The organism is Pseudomonas sp. Y39-6, assembly GCF_023651955.1.
Lineage (GTDB): Bacteria > Pseudomonadota > Gammaproteobacteria > Pseudomonadales > Pseudomonadaceae > Aquipseudomonas > Aquipseudomonas veronii.
In genome coordinates, this window is record NZ_CP069594.1 from 6,759,111 (window position 1) to 6,775,459 (window position 16,349).

At 61.8% G+C, this 16,349-nt stretch carries 18 protein-coding genes; 7 read left to right on the forward strand and 11 right to left on the reverse strand.

Annotated elements, in window-relative coordinates; all coding sequences use genetic code 11:
* Positions 1-35: 35 nt before the first annotated feature.
* The gene (locus JN756_RS30920) at positions 36-713 is read left to right on the forward strand and encodes an FKBP-type peptidyl-prolyl cis-trans isomerase (RefSeq protein ID WP_046381674.1); all 678 of its coding nucleotides are present in this window, start codon (positions 36-38) and stop codon (positions 711-713) included.
* 54 nt (positions 714-767) lie between these two features.
* Here JN756_RS30920 and JN756_RS30925 read toward each other — a convergent pair whose 3' ends face one another.
* From JN756_RS30925 to JN756_RS30955, 7 genes are all read right to left on the reverse strand, one after another.
* Positions 768-1,226 (reverse strand): Rsd/AlgQ family anti-sigma factor, encoded by a 459-nt coding sequence (locus tag JN756_RS30925; protein WP_017845155.1) that lies wholly within the window; start codon positions 1,224-1,226, stop codon positions 768-770.
* A 209-nt stretch (positions 1,227-1,435) separates the two neighbouring features.
* Entirely contained in the window at positions 1,436-1,957 is a 522-nt protein-coding gene (locus JN756_RS30930; RefSeq protein WP_046381673.1) for a disulfide bond formation protein B, read from the reverse strand.
* Positions 1,958-2,194: 237 nt separating this feature from the next.
* Positions 2,195-3,436 (reverse strand): heme biosynthesis protein HemY, encoded by a 1,242-nt coding sequence (locus JN756_RS30935; RefSeq protein ID WP_017845157.1) that lies wholly within the window; start codon positions 3,434-3,436, stop codon positions 2,195-2,197.
* A 5-nt stretch (positions 3,437-3,441) separates the two neighbouring features.
* Positions 3,442-4,557, reverse strand: a complete 1,116-nt coding sequence (locus JN756_RS30940) for a uroporphyrinogen-III C-methyltransferase (RefSeq protein ID WP_046381672.1) — start codon at positions 4,555-4,557, stop codon at positions 3,442-3,444.
* Between the two features lie 18 nt (positions 4,558-4,575).
* A complete protein-coding gene (locus JN756_RS30945) occupies positions 4,576-5,334 on the reverse strand; it encodes a uroporphyrinogen-III synthase (RefSeq protein WP_057004003.1) in 759 nt (252 codons plus the stop codon).
* A complete protein-coding gene (hemC, locus tag JN756_RS30950; RefSeq protein ID WP_017845160.1) occupies positions 5,331-6,272 on the reverse strand; it encodes a hydroxymethylbilane synthase in 942 nt (313 codons plus the stop codon). The genes JN756_RS30945 and hemC overlap by 4 nt, the downstream gene beginning before the upstream one ends.
* Before the next feature lie 138 nt (positions 6,273-6,410).
* The gene (locus JN756_RS30955) at positions 6,411-7,157 is read right to left on the reverse strand and encodes a LytR/AlgR family response regulator transcription factor (RefSeq protein WP_046381670.1); all 747 of its coding nucleotides are present in this window, start codon (positions 7,155-7,157) and stop codon (positions 6,411-6,413) included.
* Between the two features lie 501 nt (positions 7,158-7,658).
* Here JN756_RS30955 and argH point away from each other — a divergent pair.
* On the forward strand, positions 7,659-9,053 hold the full coding sequence (gene argH, locus JN756_RS30960; protein ID WP_046381669.1) for an argininosuccinate lyase: 1,395 nt from the start codon (positions 7,659-7,661) through the stop codon (positions 9,051-9,053).
* 40 nt (positions 9,054-9,093) lie between these two features.
* Here argH and JN756_RS30965 read toward each other — a convergent pair whose 3' ends face one another.
* A complete protein-coding gene (locus tag JN756_RS30965) occupies positions 9,094-9,753 on the reverse strand; it encodes a glutathione S-transferase family protein (protein WP_046381668.1) in 660 nt (219 codons plus the stop codon).
* A gap of 125 nt (positions 9,754-9,878) precedes the next feature.
* Between JN756_RS30965 and JN756_RS30970 the strand changes: the two genes are divergently transcribed.
* From JN756_RS30970 to JN756_RS30980, 3 genes are all read left to right on the forward strand, one after another.
* Entirely contained in the window at positions 9,879-10,163 is a 285-nt protein-coding gene (locus JN756_RS30970; RefSeq protein WP_108524820.1) for a hypothetical protein, read from the forward strand.
* Positions 10,164-10,315: 152 nt separating this feature from the next.
* Positions 10,316-10,570, forward strand: a complete 255-nt coding sequence (locus JN756_RS30975) for a TIGR02647 family protein (protein WP_017845165.1) — start codon at positions 10,316-10,318, stop codon at positions 10,568-10,570.
* A gap of 168 nt (positions 10,571-10,738) precedes the next feature.
* A complete protein-coding gene (locus tag JN756_RS30980; RefSeq protein WP_201021636.1) occupies positions 10,739-13,579 on the forward strand; it encodes a class I adenylate cyclase in 2,841 nt (946 codons plus the stop codon).
* On the opposite strand, the gene rnk is transcribed toward JN756_RS30980, so the two are convergent.
* The 3 genes from rnk to cyaY form a co-directional block, all read right to left on the reverse strand.
* Entirely contained in the window at positions 13,576-13,986 is a 411-nt protein-coding gene (rnk, locus tag JN756_RS30985; protein WP_017845167.1) for a nucleoside diphosphate kinase regulator, read from the reverse strand. The genes JN756_RS30980 and rnk overlap by 4 nt on opposite strands.
* 131 nt (positions 13,987-14,117) lie before the next feature.
* Positions 14,118-14,336, reverse strand: coding sequence for a DUF1289 domain-containing protein (locus JN756_RS30990; RefSeq protein ID WP_026139803.1), 219 nt, complete (start codon positions 14,334-14,336; stop codon positions 14,118-14,120).
* A gap of 2 nt (positions 14,337-14,338) precedes the next feature.
* Positions 14,339-14,686, reverse strand: a complete 348-nt coding sequence (gene cyaY / locus JN756_RS30995) for an iron donor protein CyaY (RefSeq protein WP_017845168.1) — start codon at positions 14,684-14,686, stop codon at positions 14,339-14,341.
* A 238-nt stretch (positions 14,687-14,924) separates the two neighbouring features.
* Between cyaY and lptM the strand changes: the two genes are divergently transcribed.
* Together lptM and lysA are read left to right on the forward strand one after the other, a co-directional pair.
* Positions 14,925-15,092, forward strand: coding sequence for an LPS translocon maturation chaperone LptM (lptM, locus tag JN756_RS31000; protein ID WP_017845169.1), 168 nt, complete (start codon positions 14,925-14,927; stop codon positions 15,090-15,092).
* Positions 15,093-15,101: 9 nt separating this feature from the next.
* Positions 15,102-16,349 carry a diaminopimelate decarboxylase gene (gene lysA / locus JN756_RS31005; RefSeq protein WP_017845170.1) on the forward strand — a complete coding sequence of 416 codons (1,248 nt, stop codon included), beginning with the start codon at positions 15,102-15,104 and terminating at the stop codon, positions 16,347-16,349.

Here is a 16,349-nt window from a genome sequence, read left to right on the forward strand (position 1 = left end):
GCATAATCCGTCGCACTTTCGGCTGGAGAAGACCCATGTCGCGTTACCTTTTTCTTGCGCTTGGTTTGGCGATTTCCGTGGCCAATGCAAGCGAGCCAGCGTCATCCAAAACCACTGCCCCGGACGCGCACGACCTCGCGTACAGCCTGGGCGCCAGCCTCGGTGAGCGGCTGCGCCAGGAAGTCCCCGACCTGCAGATCCAGGCGTTGATCGAGGGCCTCAAGCAAGCCTATCAAGGTAAACCGCTGGCACTGGATAACGCGCGCATCGAACAACTCCTGGCGCAGCATGAAGCGCAGGACGAAGCCGATGCTCAGGTACCGCAAAGTGAAAAAGCACTGACGGCCGAACAGCAGTTTTTGACCCAGGAAAAAGCCGCGAGCGGCGTGCGCGAATTGGCCGATGGCGTTCTGCTCACGGAACTCACGCCCGGCAGCGGCAACAAGCCGTTGGCCAGTGATGAGGTTCAGGTGAAATACGTGGGGCGATTGCCCGATGGGACGGTGTTCGATCAAAGCACCCAGGCGCAATGGTTTCGTCTGGACAGTGTGATCAGCGGCTGGAGCAGTGCGCTGCAACAGATGCCGGTGGGCGCGAAGTGGCGCCTGGTGATTCCATCGGCACAGGCCTATGGCGCCGACGGTGCTGGCACGTTGATCCCGCCTTACACGCCTCTGGTATTCGAGATCGAATTGCTCGGCACCCGACATTGATCCAATAAAAAACGGCGCGTCATACGCACCGTTTTTTTATCTCATCAGCAACGGTCAGGCCGGGGCGACAGCCACATCCCGGTGAGCATTGTGCAGCACTTCGATCAGGCAATCCTCCAACTCGAAACGCTCATGGAGCAGGCCGCCCAGCTCTTTGAATTTCTCGGCAACACACTTGCCGGCATCACACAGGTCATTGAACGCCAGCAGCTTCTCGGTGATCACATCGATGCGTGGGTAGAGGGTCTCGGCCAATTCAAGACCACGCTGATCGTCGAAGGCTTCCGCCTCCTTGGTCAACTGTTCGTAGACGCCGAAATGACCGGCAGACACGTAGTCCACCAAGACACCGCAAAACGCCTGCAGCGGCTTGCGATTCATCGCTAATGCTTCGGGCTTCTCGCCGAGAGCATCAAACGCCCGAACCAGTTCGTGGCGTGCCTTCAACCAGCTGTCGATCAGCTTGTGCACCCCACCCCAGCGTTCCTGAGCATTCTGACAACTTTCCAGCATGATGATCTCTCTTCCCTATAGGGGGCGCTGCCGCTGTGTGCCCGCGCAATACTTCAAAGATAAAGCGGCAGCCGGACAAAGCCGCATCTGACAACGGTTTCAATAACGCATGCGGGCCAGATTATGCCCGCATGACTATGGCTTCAAGGTACGCAGGAGAGAAAGTTCATACAAGTGTTTAATCCCGTCCTACAACTTGCGACCACTTTTCAGCGTGTCGACAGGCGCAAGCGTTGGCTGAATATCAGCCGTGAAAACTGCATGAAACCCAGGATCAACATCGCCACGAAAAACAACAGACTCCACTCCGGGAGGCTCAAATCGAACAGGGTCCAGGTGATTTCCACGCAGTCGACGGTACCGTTGAAGATCGAGCGCAGCGCCTGCGAGAACGACAGGTTTTCGAGCATGTACTGCAAACTGGGCCAACAATCGCCAGCCTGATCAGACGCAGTGTTCTGCAGCAACACCTGGCGCACTGCGGTAATTGCGCCTAGCGCGGCACAGCCCATGCTCACCAACCCGTACCCATAGATGCCGTAGCGCTTGGGGTTATGAACAGCCGCGACCAGGTTGATCAACGTAAAGGTGGCGAGGAATAACCGCTGAACCTGGCACAGAAAGCAGGGCCGCAGCAGCGCGCCATATTCCAGGTAGAAAGACGCACCCAACGTCAGCGCACCGGCCATGAACGCCAGGAAAAACAAGGAGCGTGAGGGGGCCAAAGACATTGTTTATCCGTACCGCGAGAGATAGGCCGTTACGGTAGAGGAAAGGCCTGACCCCTTTCAATACGCGTTAGAGCAGACGATTCCGTTAAAACGTAGGGACATCCCGCCAGAGCTTGGAGGACATAACCTGACGCAACGTAGGAATGTATTACGAACCCAGTTAAATCGAGTCTTTACACAGAACCCAAGGGTTGGCTGTCGGATGCATCCGAGCCAACCCTCGTACCTGTTCCTGCTTCAACCCCGCACCGGCGCGGGCAACGGTGAGGCGAGCAGACGGTTGTCCAGCAGGCCCAGGCCTTCCTGGAACAGCTGGTTGCTGCGCTCGGTGTCACCCAACTGGGCCAGCAGGCGTGCCAGTTCGGCACACGCCTCGGGGTTACGCTGCACCTGCAGGCTGCTTTCCAGATAGTCCCGCGCCTTGCCCCACAGACTGTTTTGCAGGCACAGGCGCCCGAGGGTCAACAGCAAGCTGGCATCACCGGGATGATCCTTGAGCCAGCCTTCGGCAAACTTCAACTGACGGGCCGGGTCACTGCCGCGCAACAGGCCATACAGGCGGATCAGGTGGCTGTCATACGCACGCTTGAGCGCGCCGCGCAGCACCTCTTCGGCCTTGGCATCGGCGCCCAGCTGGCGCAGTTGCTCGGCGTAGGCCAGCACCAACGGCGGCTCCTGGCGCTGGGCGGACGTCAGTTGCTGCCAGGCGCGCTCAAGCGCCTGCAACCCCGCTTCGCCCTGCTCTTCACGCTGGGCGGCCAGGCTCAGGTTTTCACCCCAGGCGCGGCGCTCCAGCTCGGCCAATTCGCCGGCCGGCAATACTTTGTCCTTGCGCAGCTCAGGCAACAGACGAATCACCGACGACCAATCGCCCCGCTGCTGATGCAAGCGTTGCAACTGGCGCAGCACCTGGGCGTTATGCGGATGACGCTCGTGCATGGCCTGCAAGGTGGTCAGCGCGCCGTCGGTGTCGCCACGGTCCGTCTGCAATTGCGCATGGCTCAAGGCAATCGCCAGTTCGGCCTGGGGCTGTCGCTCGAGGGCGCGCTCCAGCAGGCCGTCGCACTCTTCATATCGCCCTTGCTCGTTTGCCGCCCGGGCCGCGCCAAGGTAATACAGCAGCGGCTGGCGTTCGGCTTCGGCGGCACGATGCAGGTGGCGTTCGGCACTGGCCCAGCGGCCTTCGGCGAGGTCCATCTGGCCGTGCTCGATCGCGATCTGCACGCGACGGCTGCGGTTACGCCGCGACCATGGGTTGACCACGCCGCCCGAGGTGCTCAACAGGCTCAACAGCACACGAATCAGGTAGATCGCCAGGCCGATGACAAATACCGCCACCAGGGTAGCCCACAGGCTCGACTCGTAATGCAGCAGATGGGGATAGGTAATCAACACGTAGCCGGTGTGTTTCGAAATGCCCACGGCCAGCGCCAGGGCGACCGCGATCGCCAGCACCAGGATCACATAGAAACGCTTCATCGGCTCTACTCCTGGCTCGCCGGCGTGCCGGCCGAAGCTTTGGCTTCTTCGGCAGGCAAGTGACGACGTTCAAGGTATGCCTGCACGGCGGCCAGGCTGGCGGCCAGGTCCGGAGTCACGACCGAGACGGCCTTGGGCTCAAGCTCGGCGATACGCGCGAGCATCGCTTTGCTCTGCGGGTTGTCCTGGTTGAAGTTGTCCTGCAACACGCTGCGCGCTTCACCCAGCGAACGGCTGTACACCGCCGCCTCGCCATTGAGCGCAGCCCATTGCGCCTGCTCGAGGGCCAGGCTCAGAGCCAGGCGCACCTGGTTCAGGCCTTGGCCGGCGAGCAGTGGGCGAATGTTGTCATCGGGGTTGAAGTCGATGCGGAAGTAACGCGAGAGCTGCTCCCACCATTGGCTCAAGCGGTTTTCCGTATCGGTGGTCGGACGCCCATGGGATGTCGGCTCCTGAAGCTGGTACTCCGGCGCAATCGCCGCCAGTTGCACGACTTGATCGCGCAAGGCCGCCAATTGCAGGTAGAGCCCGGTACGGTCCGGTTGTTCGGTACTGCGCAACGCGGCAAGGCTCTTGGCCAATTGCTCGCGCGCGGCGTAGGAACCCGGATCGCTCTGCTCGCGAAGAATCTCGTCGGCGCCCTGGACCAGCGACTGCGCACTGTTGATGTCCTGCAGGGCAGACAAGCGCAGGCTCGCCAGACGAATCAAGTGTTCGGCTTCCGCCAGGCGCCAGTCCTTGCGGCTGGCCCCGAGCACGGTTTCCAGGCGCTGGCCCAAACGCTGCTGGTCGCCCTGCAACTGGGCCAGCAAGCGGCGGCGCTCCTCCAGTTCGTCCGCGCCCGGCAATTGCGCCAGGCGTGCAGCCAACTGTTGCTGGCTTTGCTTGAGGGTCTGGGACTGGTCGTCGAGGCTCTTTACCTGGCTCAGCTGTTGCTGGTTGCTGGCTTGCAGGGTGCGGACCTGCCAGATCCCCCACCCGCCGGCGGCAACGCCCGCAGCACCCAGCAGCAAGGCGACGATTGCCAGGCCATTGCCACGGCGCGGCGCGGTGACCGGTGTCTGGCCCGGCGCATCGAGCGCGGGCTGAGCTTCATCTTTAGGCAAGGCTGTTTCGCTCACGTATCCATCCTTTGCGTATCAGAGAGTGGGAACGGAATGGCTCCGTAACGCCACTAACAAAGCCGCGGCACTCGCGCCGCGACAATCCACAACTTTTTCTGCGCCAGCCGCCCGCGCCATCTCATAGACTCGCGGGCTGGGCACGAACAACGGCAGCCGGGCCACCTGTGGCCAATCCGAACCGGCCAGGGCCTGCAGGTGCAAAAAACCCTGCCCACTGCTGACCACCAGGCCGTTCAAGCGTTCCAACTGGATGCGCTGCATCAGTACACCCGGGTCGTAGGCCGGAAGGAAACGGCGATACAACTCCAGATAGTCGACACTAGCACCTTGCTCGCGCAAACGCTCCGCCAGCAGCTCTCGCCCGCCCTCGCCGCGCAGGATCAGCACCCGCGCATCGGTGCGCGCAATGGCCTCGCGCAAGGCGGGCAAGGCCAGCAAGGCCTCGCTGTCGTCGCCGCTGGGCGGATAATGAACGTCCAGGCCCTGATCGGCCAGTACCTGGGCGGTGGCGGCACCCACGCTGAACCACGGCAACCGCGGCCAGTGTCGCTCCAGGCGTTGCACGCCAAGGCGCGCCGCCGGTTTGCTGACCACAATTACCGCGCAATAGCGGCCCAGGTCAGCCCAGACCGCCTGCTGCTCAGGCGTGACCGGCAAGGCTTCGATCTCCAGCAACGGCAGGCTGCTGCTGAAAATCCCGACATCCGACAACGACGCCGCCAACAGCGCAGACTCCTCGGCAGGCCGCGTCAGCAGCACACGCCAATCGGTCACTGCGGGCCGGCCTCGCCGTAGACTTTTTGCAGGATGGCACCGGCGCCCTGGTCCAGCAGCTCTTCGGCGACCTGGATCCCCAGCGCCGTCGCATCACGCTGCGGCCCGCGCACTTGCGCGGTGATCAAGTTGCCGCCTTCCGGGTCGCCCACCAGGCCACGCAGCCACAGGTTTTCGCCTTCGAGCACCGCATAGCAGGCGATTGGCACCTGGCAGCCACCATTGAGGTGTTTGTTCAGGGCGCGTTCGGCGGTGACACGGACGTCGGTGTCGTGGTGGTCGAGCGGTTTGAGCAAGGCGTGGATTTCACTGTCGGCGGTGCGACATTCGATGCCCACTGCGCCCTGCCCGCCGGCAGGCAAGCTGTCTTCGACGCTGATGACCGAGGTGATGCGGTCTTCGAAGCCGAGCCGGATCAAACCGGCCGCCGCGAGGATGATCGCGTCATATTCACCGGCATCGAGCTTGGCCAGACGCGTGTTGACGTTGCCGCGCAGGAAGCGGATCTGCAAATCCGGGCGACGCGTCAGCAACTGGGCCTGACGACGCAGGCTGGAAGTGCCGACGATGCTGCCCAACGGCAGCTCATCCAGGGACGCGTAGGTATTGGACACAAAGGCATCGCGCGGGTCTTCGCGCTCGCAGATGCAAAACAGGCCCAGGCCTTCGGGGAAGTCCATGGGCACGTCTTTCATCGAATGCACGGCGATGTCGGCTTCGTTTTCCAGCAGCGCGGTTTCCAGTTCCTTGACGAACAGACCCTTGCCGCCGATCTTCGACAGCGGCGAGTCGAGCAGTTTGTCGCCGCGACTGACCATGGGCACCAAGGATACCTGGAGCCCAGGGTGGGCCTGCTCGAGACGTGCTTTGACGTATTCGGCCTGCCACAAGGCCAGGGCGCTTTTACGGGTGGCGATGCGGATTTCGCGAGAGGACATGGATCAATCCGTACTGAATAGATACGGCAGATAATAACAGCTCAGGCAAATTCGCTTTGATTTGAATCAGCAAGTGCGGGGCCTCCCTGGCCACAGCGCACCGGGATCACGACGATAGAGCGCGCTGCAGCCCTTGGACTAAAGCTGCTGCATCATCTTGCGCACGCCGGCGACATGGCGGCGGCTGACGATCAAAGCATCGCCGTTAAGCCCTTTCAGGAACAACTGAAAGTGCCCCAGGGGCGTGCGTTGCAGGCGCTCGATGCGCTCGCGGGCCACCAGCGCGTTGCGGTGGATACGCACGAAACGGTCGCCGAATTCATCCTCAAGGGCCTTGAGCGGCTCATCGAGCAGCACTTCGCCAGACTCGTGACGCAGGGTCACGTACTTGTGATCGGCGATGAAGTAGATCACCTGGCTCAGCGGGATCAGTTCGATACCCTTACGGGTGCGCGCGCTGATATGGCTGCGCGGCCCGTTACCGCTCTGGGCGGCGGGCTGGGTCAGGGCGGCGAGCTGGACGCGATTGGGGCGCTCGGCTTTTTTCAACGCCTTGAGCAACACCTCGGCAGTCACCGGCTTGGCCAGGAAGCTGACACCGCTGGCTTCCAGGGTTTCGGCAGGGAATTCTTCCTCGGCGGCACACAACACCACGGCCGGCGGCGATTCGCGCTCGCTCAGGCGGGCGGCGACTTGCAGGCCATCCAGGCCCGGCATGCGGATGTCGAGCAGCACCACATCCGGCTTGAGGCTGTCGATCAACGTCAACGCCTCCTCACCCGTGCTGGCGCTCGGTTCAAGGACTGTATAACCCTCGAGTTCGCTGAGCAGACGGCTCAGTCGCTCGCGGGCTTGGGGTTCGTCATCAACGATCAGGACATTCATATTGCGCTGGATTCCTGCGTGAGTCTCGCACAAGGATAGCGTAGACAGGTGCGGTGACTTGCGTCACAGCGATCCACGCTAAGACTAGCGCGAGCGGCAAAAAGTGCCCTGAGAGTGGCACTCATATTTATCCGGACCTGTTCAATAGCGCCCAAAACCTGCCGCCCTTGGGCATCGTCGTAGGGTTTGCTGATACACAATCCGAATACCCCCCTTGTTTAATGGTAGTCAGGGTTATGACCGCATCACCTGACTTTGGTGCATTCACACACTATTAGTCCAACTGTAGACGCTCGCCGAGACGACATTGCTCATTCGTCAAATATCGTTTCAATAAGCACCTCTGCCCAGTCTCTTCCCGGACGCGGTCGGCGGCAAGGCACTTAGCCATGCTTGGCACAAATAAAATGCCGACCACCCGCAGCACCGCCTCCACGGGCAACCCTGTTATTATCGTCGGCACACCTCCACGCCTCTTTTAAGCAGATCACGAGCGAATCCATGAGCACCGACAAGACCAACCAGTCCTGGGGCGGCCGCTTCAGTGAACCCGTCGACGCCTTCGTCGCCCGCTTCACCGCCTCCGTCACCTTCGACCAGCGCCTGTACCGCCACGACATCATGGGCTCGATCGCCCACGCCACGATGCTGGCCAAGGTCGGCGTGCTGACCGACGCCGAGCGCGACAGCATCATCGACGGCCTGACCACCATCCGCGGTGAGATCGAAGCCGGCACGTTCGACTGGCGCGTCGACCTGGAAGACGTGCACATGAACATCGAAGCCCGCCTCACCGATCGCATCGGCGTGACCGGCAAGAAACTGCACACCGGGCGCAGCCGTAACGACCAGGTGGCCACCGATATCCGCCTGTGGCTGCGTGACGAAATCGACCTGATCCTGGCCGAAATCACCCGCCTGCAAAAAGGTTTGCTGGAACAGGCCGAGCGTGAATCGGACACCATCATGCCCGGCTTCACCCACCTGCAGACCGCACAGCCGGTAACCTTCGGCCACCACCTGCTGGCCTGGTTCGAAATGCTCAGCCGCGACTACGAGCGCCTGGTGGACTGCCGCAAGCGCGCCAACCGCATGCCGTTGGGCAGCGCCGCGCTGGCGGGCACCACCTACCCGATCGACCGCGAGTACACCGCACAACTGCTGGGTTTTGACGCCGTGGGCGGCAACTCCCTGGACGGCGTGTCGGACCGCGACTTCGCCATCGAATTCTGCGCCGCCGCCAGTATCGCGATGATGCACCTGTCGCGCTTCTCCGAAGAACTGGTGCTATGGACCAGCGCGCAATTCCAGTTCATCGACCTGCCCGACCGCTTCTGCACCGGCAGCTCGATCATGCCGCAAAAGAAAAACCCCGACGTGCCGGAGCTGGTACGTGGCAAGAGCGGCCGCGTATTCGGCGCGCTGATGGGCCTGCTGACCCTGATGAAAGGCCAACCCCTGGCCTACAACAAGGACAACCAGGAAGACAAGGAACCGCTGTTCGACGCCGCCGACACCCTGCGCGATTCGCTGCGTGCATTTGCCGACATGATCCCGGCGATCAAGCCCAAGCACGCGATCATGCGTGAAGCGGCGCTACGTGGGTTCTCCACCGCGACCGACCTGGCGGACTACCTTGTGCGCCGTGGCCTGCCGTTCCGCGACTGCCACGAAATCGTCGGCCATGCCGTGAAGTACGGCGTGGAAAGCGGCAAGGACCTGGCGGAAATGAGCCTGGAAGAACTGCGCCAGTTCAGCGACCAGATCGAGCAGGACGTGTTTGCCGTGCTGACCCTGGAAGGTTCGGTGAATGCGCGCAACCACGTGGGCGGTACCGCACCGGCCCAGGTCAAGGCCGCCGTCGTGCGCGGTCAGGTCCTGCTCGCCAGCCGCTAGGTCGAAAATGTGGGAGGGGGCTTGCTCCCTCCCACATTGATCACTTCTTCGCCGCCACCATCGCCATGAACGCCGGCATCGCCGCTTCCCTGTCCGCCGCCACCTTCAGGGCGTTAGGCATGGCGTGCAAACGCTCCAGCAATGCCTTGGCCGTCGGCAATTCAGCCAACAGGTCCAGGCCGAACAGCTTCTCGGCCACGCCGCAGGCGAGGTTCAGGCTGTACATGAAATACAGATCGGCAATCGTAAAGCTCTCCCCCGCTACGTAAGGCGCGAACTTGCCGTGCCGACCTAACGTCCCCACCCCCAGCAGCAACTCGGCCCGGGCTTTGTCCTTGATCGCCTCCGGCACCGGCATGCCGAAATACGCTTCGGCGAAACACGCGCGGGCGGGCAGCTCGATGTACAGCTCGATTTCCCTGCACAATGTCAGCACCTGAGCGCGCTGAAACGGTTCGGCCGGCAGCAGCGAGGGGCCTTCCTGGGTTTGCTCGATGTATTCGAGGATCACGCTGGTTTCGTTGATAAAGCCCTGTTTGACACCCAGCACCGGCACCTTGCCCCGCGGGCTGATCGCCAGGGCGGCGGGTGTTTGCCCGGCAAAAAAAGGCACCTCTTCGAATGCCAGGCCTTTCTCCAAGAGCGCCAGCTTGACCATGTTGTAGTAATTGCTGACCGAAAATCCGTAGAGCTTCAGCATCGCAAAGCCTCCAGGCCATGTGCGGGGTTGGCTGCATGAGTTATAGATCCGCCCGACCAACCTGGCTAGCAGCATCACCTGCCTGAATGGGGGTAGACTGGCGCCCTTTTCTTGAGGAGCCTGCCATGAGCGAGCCGACCGATATCGACAACGACGAAGAAGCGTTCACCGAAAGCACGCTGACCCAGGCCATCGAAAACCAGATCGAAAGCGACAATCCGCCCGCCGCCAAGGCCACGTTCAACAAGCTGACGCTGGTGGGTTACGAGCGCGAAGTGATTTTGAACATGATGGCCCATGTGCTGGCGGTGGAAATCGACAAGATGCTCGACGAAGACCGCGCCTTCGATACCCAATGGTATGAATCAGCCTTGCGCGCACTGCCCGAGTTGCCGCCTGAAAACGCCTGAAGCGAGCGCCCGTGTGGCCGGGAAGCCTGCTTCCTCGCCACAACACTGCGCCATATCAACAGCCGCGAGTTTCCCACTGGACAGCCCGCCAAAGTACGTTCACCTTAGGGCCTGCTAGCCTCTAACAAATTCTTAGAAAGTCTGGAGTCCCTATGTCGTATACCCCTGAGTTGGTTGCCGAACTGGAAATCCTTGCACTCTTCAACCTGGACAGCTCCCAGGAAGGTCTGAAAGTCCATCAGACTGCCGCACCGACTGCTATCGCCGCCGCCAAACGCTTGTTCGAGAAAAAACTGATCGACCAACCGGACGGCGGTTACCTGACCAGCCTTGGCCGGGACGCTGCAGAACAAGCCCAAACCCTGCTGACCATCCTGACCACCGCCGCAACCAAAGAAGCTGCCTGATTCCGGATACTGCCCATGGAGTCCGCCGCGGCGGATTCCGAGGGCATTGCCGCGAACCGGATAAAATTCTGACGCCAAAAACCGTTTCCCCTCTAAACCTCCTACGCTTCTGAATGTAAACTCCTACACGGCCGCCCATGTCGGGCCTTGCACGCCGCCGAGTTCGACATGACCCGCACCCATGAGATCCGCCCCGACCTGGACGAAGGCATCGACCGCAAGGTGCTGGCCCAACTGCGCGCGCGGTTCATGGCGCTTAACGCAGGGCGCATGGCCCGGGCCCTCGAAGGGCTGACGCCACGCCAGCAAAGCGTATTGACCCTGCTGCCGCTGTTTTTCCACGTCAATCACCCGCTGTTGCCCGGTTACGTGTCGGGCAGCACCCCGGCCGGGCTGTCGAATTTCGAACCCGACGCGCAGGCCCTGAGCGAAGCCCAGCGCCTGACCCGTTCGTTCTCCTACAAACCGCGCCACGGCAACCCGCCGCAGCCGATCCATGGCCTGTTCCTGATGGGCAGCCTCGGCACACTGGCCCAAGCCGACCAGAGCGACATGGACGTGTGGGTATGCCACGCCCCCGACCTGAGCGACAACGAACTGGTCGAGCTGCGCAAGAAATGCCAGTTACTGGAAGCCTGGGCCCAGAGCATGGGCGCCGAGGCGCACTTCTTCCTGATCGAGCCGAGCCGGTTTGTCTTGGGCGAACGCGACACGCAACTGAGCTCCGACGACTGCGGCACCACCCAGCATTATCTGTTGCTGGATGAGTTCTATCGCACCGCCATCTGGCTCGCCGGCCGCACACCGATCTGGTGGCTGGTGCCGGTGTATGAAGAAGTGCGCTACGCCGAGTTCACCCACACGCTGATTTCCAAACGCTTTATCCGCGCCGATGAAACCCTCGACCTCGGCCACCTGGCGCGCATCCCGCCCGGCGAATTCATTGGCGCCGGGCTGTGGCAATTGTTCAAGGGCATCGAATCGCCCTACAAGTCGCTGCTCAAGCTGCTGCTGACCGAGGTCTACGCCAGCGAGCACCCGAACGTGCAGTGCCTGAGCCTGCGCTTCAAACGGGCGGTGTTCGCCAACCGGATGGACCTGGACGAGCTGGACCCTTACGTCGTGGTCTACCGGCGCATCGAGGAATACCTCAACACGCGCAACGAGCCGGAACGCCTGGAACTGGTACGGCGCGCGCTGTACTTGAAGGTCAACCGCAAGCTCAGCGCCGGCCAGCGCACTGTCGGCTGGCAGCGCCTGTTGCTGGAACGCCTGGCCCATGAATGGGGTTGGGACCAGCGTCAACTGGCGCTGCTCGACAGCCGCAGCCAATGGAAAGTACGCCAGGTCGCCTCCGAGCGCCGCGCCCTGGTCAATGAGCTGAACTACAGCTATCGCTTCCTGACCCAGTTCGCCCGCACCGAACAGACCGTCAGCCTGATCAACAAGCGTGACCTCAATGTGCTTGGCCGTCGCTTGTACGCGGCGTTTGAACGCAAGGCCGGCAAGGTCGAATTCATCAACCCCGGCATCGCCCCGGACCTGGCCGAAGACACCCTGACCCTGGTGCAATCGGCCAACCGCAAGGAACCGGGCCAGCATCATTGGGGCCTGTACAACGGCAACCTCACCGCCCTGGAATCGGAGCACTTCGCGCCGATCAAGCGCAGCCGCGACCTGCTGGAAATGCTCACCTGGTGCCACCGCAACGGCGTGATCGACAGCAGCACGCGCCTGGCGCTGCACCCAGGCGTCAGCGACATGACCGAATTCGAACTGTTCAACCTGCTGGGCAGCCTGCAACAGACCATCGCCCTGCCCCTGGCCAGCGTCGATGAAGAGCGCCTGCTGCGCTCGGCGGTGCCGGAAGAAGTGCTGTTGCTGATCAACGTCGGCGTCGACCCGCTCAAGCACCATCGCGACCTGAACATCCTGATGACCACCGAGCGCACCGACTCCCTGAGTTACGCCGGCGTGCGCGAAAACCTGGTGCTGACCCTCGACCAGGTCACGCTCAACAGCTGGAACGAGGTGATGGTCAGCCGCTACGACGGTCCCCATGCCCTGCTCGACTGCCTGCGCGACTACCTCAACCAGTTGCCGTCGGACCACCTGCCACGCCTGCGGGTGCGCTGCTTCTGCCACAACCGAGCACAGTTCATTGCCCAGCGCGTGGAAGAAATCTTCGACACCGCGCAGAACCTGCTGCTGGGCCAGGGCAACCATCGCTACTTGCTGCAGGTGCAGCAGCACTATCACGTGATGGAGCTGATGCCCGGCCAGGCCACCCACGTCTCACTGGCGACCCAGGACGCGCTGATCGCCTACCTCAGCGAAGAACTGGCCAGCTACAGCCCGTTGCACTTGGACGCCATGGCCCTGGAAGACCACGACCTGGCGCTGCTGCTGCCGATGGGCATGGCCGAATGCGTGCAGGTGTTTTACCGGGTCAACGAAGGCTTCGCCGAGCTGTATGTGCTGGATGAGTTCAACGCGCTCTGGCAGCAACGCTTGCCGTTCCATGATGAACAGAGCCTGCTGGCGCCGTTGCAGCGTTTTCTGCAGTCGATCATCTATCGCCGGGACGCGCTGTCGCCCCTGGACCCGCAAGAACCGCTGGGCGCGGTGCAAACCTTGTATTACCAACTGTTGCCGTCGGGCAGCAATCGCGCACGCGGTATCGAGCCTCGGCCGGCCCCGCAAAACCCGGCCAACAAGCCGTTTTATGACGTGCAGGCGATTATCGGCAAGGCGGCGCCGGGCCAGGTGGGGATCACCCTGTACTGCAATCAGCGGGAGTTTTCCGAACTGGAGTTTGGCGACCAGCTGTTTGCAGTGGTCGCCCGGGAGATCGTCGGGCAGCGCCGCGAAACCGAGCGCTACCGCTGCTATATCACTGATCTGGATCTCTCGGGCCTGCTCGGCGACGTACAAAGCCCGAGCAATCTGTACCTGCGTTACAAGGCCGAGCTGGAACAGGCGCTCAATGACGCGCTGAAGCAGATTTAAAGCGAAAAGGCGCCGCCGTCTTTGGGCTGGCCTTCAACACTGAGCAGTTCGAGCTTGAGGGTCTTGCCGCCGGGTGCTGGCCAGTCGATGTGCTGGCCCACTTTCAGGCCGAGCAACGCGCTGCCCACCGGCGCCAGGATCGAAATCTTGCCCGCGTCGGCATTCGCATCCTTGGGGTAAACCAGGGTCAGGTGATAGTCCTTGCCGCTGCCTTGCTCGCGGCAATGCACGCTGGAGTTCATGGTCACGACGCTTGCAGGCACTTCATCGTGGCCAACCACTTCTTCGGCGCGGTCGAGTTCGTGCTGCAGGGCTTCTACACCTGGCGAATTCTCGCCGACACGGTCGATCAGTTGCTCAAGACGCTGCACGTCGAGACGGGTAAGAATGATGGAAGGTGCGGTCATGATTCAGGCAGACTCCTTTTTTCTGCACAAAAAAGCAAAACCCCGCCAGGAAAAGGCGGGGTTCTCACGGACCTCGATGAGTTGAGGTGTACCCGGACACTACCACAGCACCGCAAATAAACAAGACGGGCTCAAGGCCCGACTTTGCGCCGCTCGGCCTGGGCCACGATCACGCGTCGCCGCTGATCATCGGCGGAGCGCCATTCACGGATGTCTTCCACATGGCGAAAGCAGCCAAGGCAGACTTTTGCCTCGTCCAGCCGACACAAACTGATACAAGGTGATGGCACCGCCGGGCTGACATTACTGAACAACGGCTTGGGCGGACGCACGATTGCAGGCTGGCTCACCATCAATTCTCGTCGGGGTTCAGCTCATCGAAGCCGAGCTCGACACCGGCTTGTTCCTGAACCAGCCGCGCGAGCATTTCGCTGAGCAGCTCATCGCTGGTATCGCACTGCCAATTGCGGTCTTCTTCGTTGTAATCGAAGTGAAAACCACCGGAACGTGCCGCCAGCCACAGTTGGCGCAGCGGTTCCTGGCGACTGAAGATCAGTTGAGTGCCGTTCTCGAACTTGACGGTCAGCACCCCGGCCGAGCTTTCCAGGTCCACATCCAGGCCGCTGTCGTCGAAAATATCTTCCAGCGCGTTCTGGGTCGAATCCACCAGGTCGTGAAAACGGGCTTCGGTCAAACTCATTGCGGCAACCTCAAAAGTGTCTGGTTTTGCTCAAGCGCCGCACGATACGGACGCGCTCCGCCGATTGCAAAGGATACCGAGTTCATTACCGATGGCGGTAAGAAATATCCCTGACTAGCGTAGCCAGCTTCGCAGTTATGTCGGCAAACCCCCGCCGGACGGGTATTCCGGCGCATAGGCAAGCTGGCGGGTGGTCGGTATACTCGGGCGCAATTAATGCATATTCAAGGATTTCGCCATGAAGCGCCTGATCTCTTCCCTTGCTGCGCTCGTCGCGGTCGCTTGCCTCGTTAGTGCCTGTGGTCAAAAAGGCCCGCTGTATCTGCCCGATGACAGCAAAGACCCGAATGAACAGGCGCAATCGTCGCAAAAGCCTGCCAAAGCGCATAAGCACGACACTTACTAAGGGAACCCCATGGACGCTTTTAACTACCGGAACGGCGAGCTGTTCGCGGAAGGCGTGGCGCTGTCCGCAATTGCCGAGCGCTTTGGCACCCCGACCTATGTGTACTCGCGCGCGCATATCGAAGCCCAATATCGCTCTTTCACCGACCCGTTGAACGGCGTGCCGCACCTGGTGTGCTACGCGGTCAAGGCCAACTCCAACCTGGGCGTGCTCAATGTCCTGGCGCGTCTGGGCGCCGGTTTCGACATCGTCTCCCGCGGCGAGCTGGAACGTGTCCTGGCGGCTGGCGGCCAGGCTGACAAGATCGTCTTCTCCGGCGTCGGCAAGAGCCGCGAAGACATGCGCCGTGCCCTGGAAGTCGGCGTGCATTGCTTCAACGTCGAATCCACCGACGAGCTGGAGCGCCTGCAAGTGGTCGCCGCCGAGATGGGCGTTCGCGCGCCGATTTCCCTGCGCGTCAACCCGGACGTCGACGCTGGCACCCACCCGTACATTTCCACCGGTCTGAAAGAGAACAAGTTCGGCATCGCCATCGCCGACGCCGAGGACGTGTACATCCGCGCCGCCCAATTGCCGAACCTGGAAGTGCTGGGTGTCGACTGCCATATCGGCTCGCAACTGACCACCCTGCCGCCGTTCCTGGATGCCCTCGACCGTCTGCTGGCGCTGACCGACCGCCTCGGCGAGTGCGGCATCTACCTGCAGCACATCGACCTCGGTGGCGGCGTGGGCGTGCAGTACCGCGATGAAGAGCCACCGCTGATCGGCGACTACATCAAGGCCGTGCGCGAACGCCTGGAAGGCCGCGACCTGACGCTGATGTTCGAGCCGGGCCGCTACATCGTCGCCAATGCCGGCGTGCTGCTGACCCAGGTCGAGTACCTCAAGCACACCGAATACAAGGATTTCGCCATCGTCGATGCGGCGATGAACGACCTGATCCGCCCGGCGCTGTACCAGGCCTGGATGAATGTCACCGCCGTAACGCCTCGCGACAGCGCAGCGCGCGCCTATGACGTCGTCGGCCCGATCTGCGAAACCGGCGACTTCCTGGCCAAGGATCGTCAGTTGGCCCTGGAAGAAGGCGACCTGCTGGCCATTCATTCGGCCGGTGCCTACGGGTTTGTCATGAGTTCCAACTACAACACCCGCGGGCGTGCCGCCGAGGTGCTGGTGGACGGTGATCAAGCGTTTGAAGTGCGTCGCCGCGAGACGGTAGCCGAGTTGTATGCTGGCGAAAGCCTGCTGCCGGAGTAA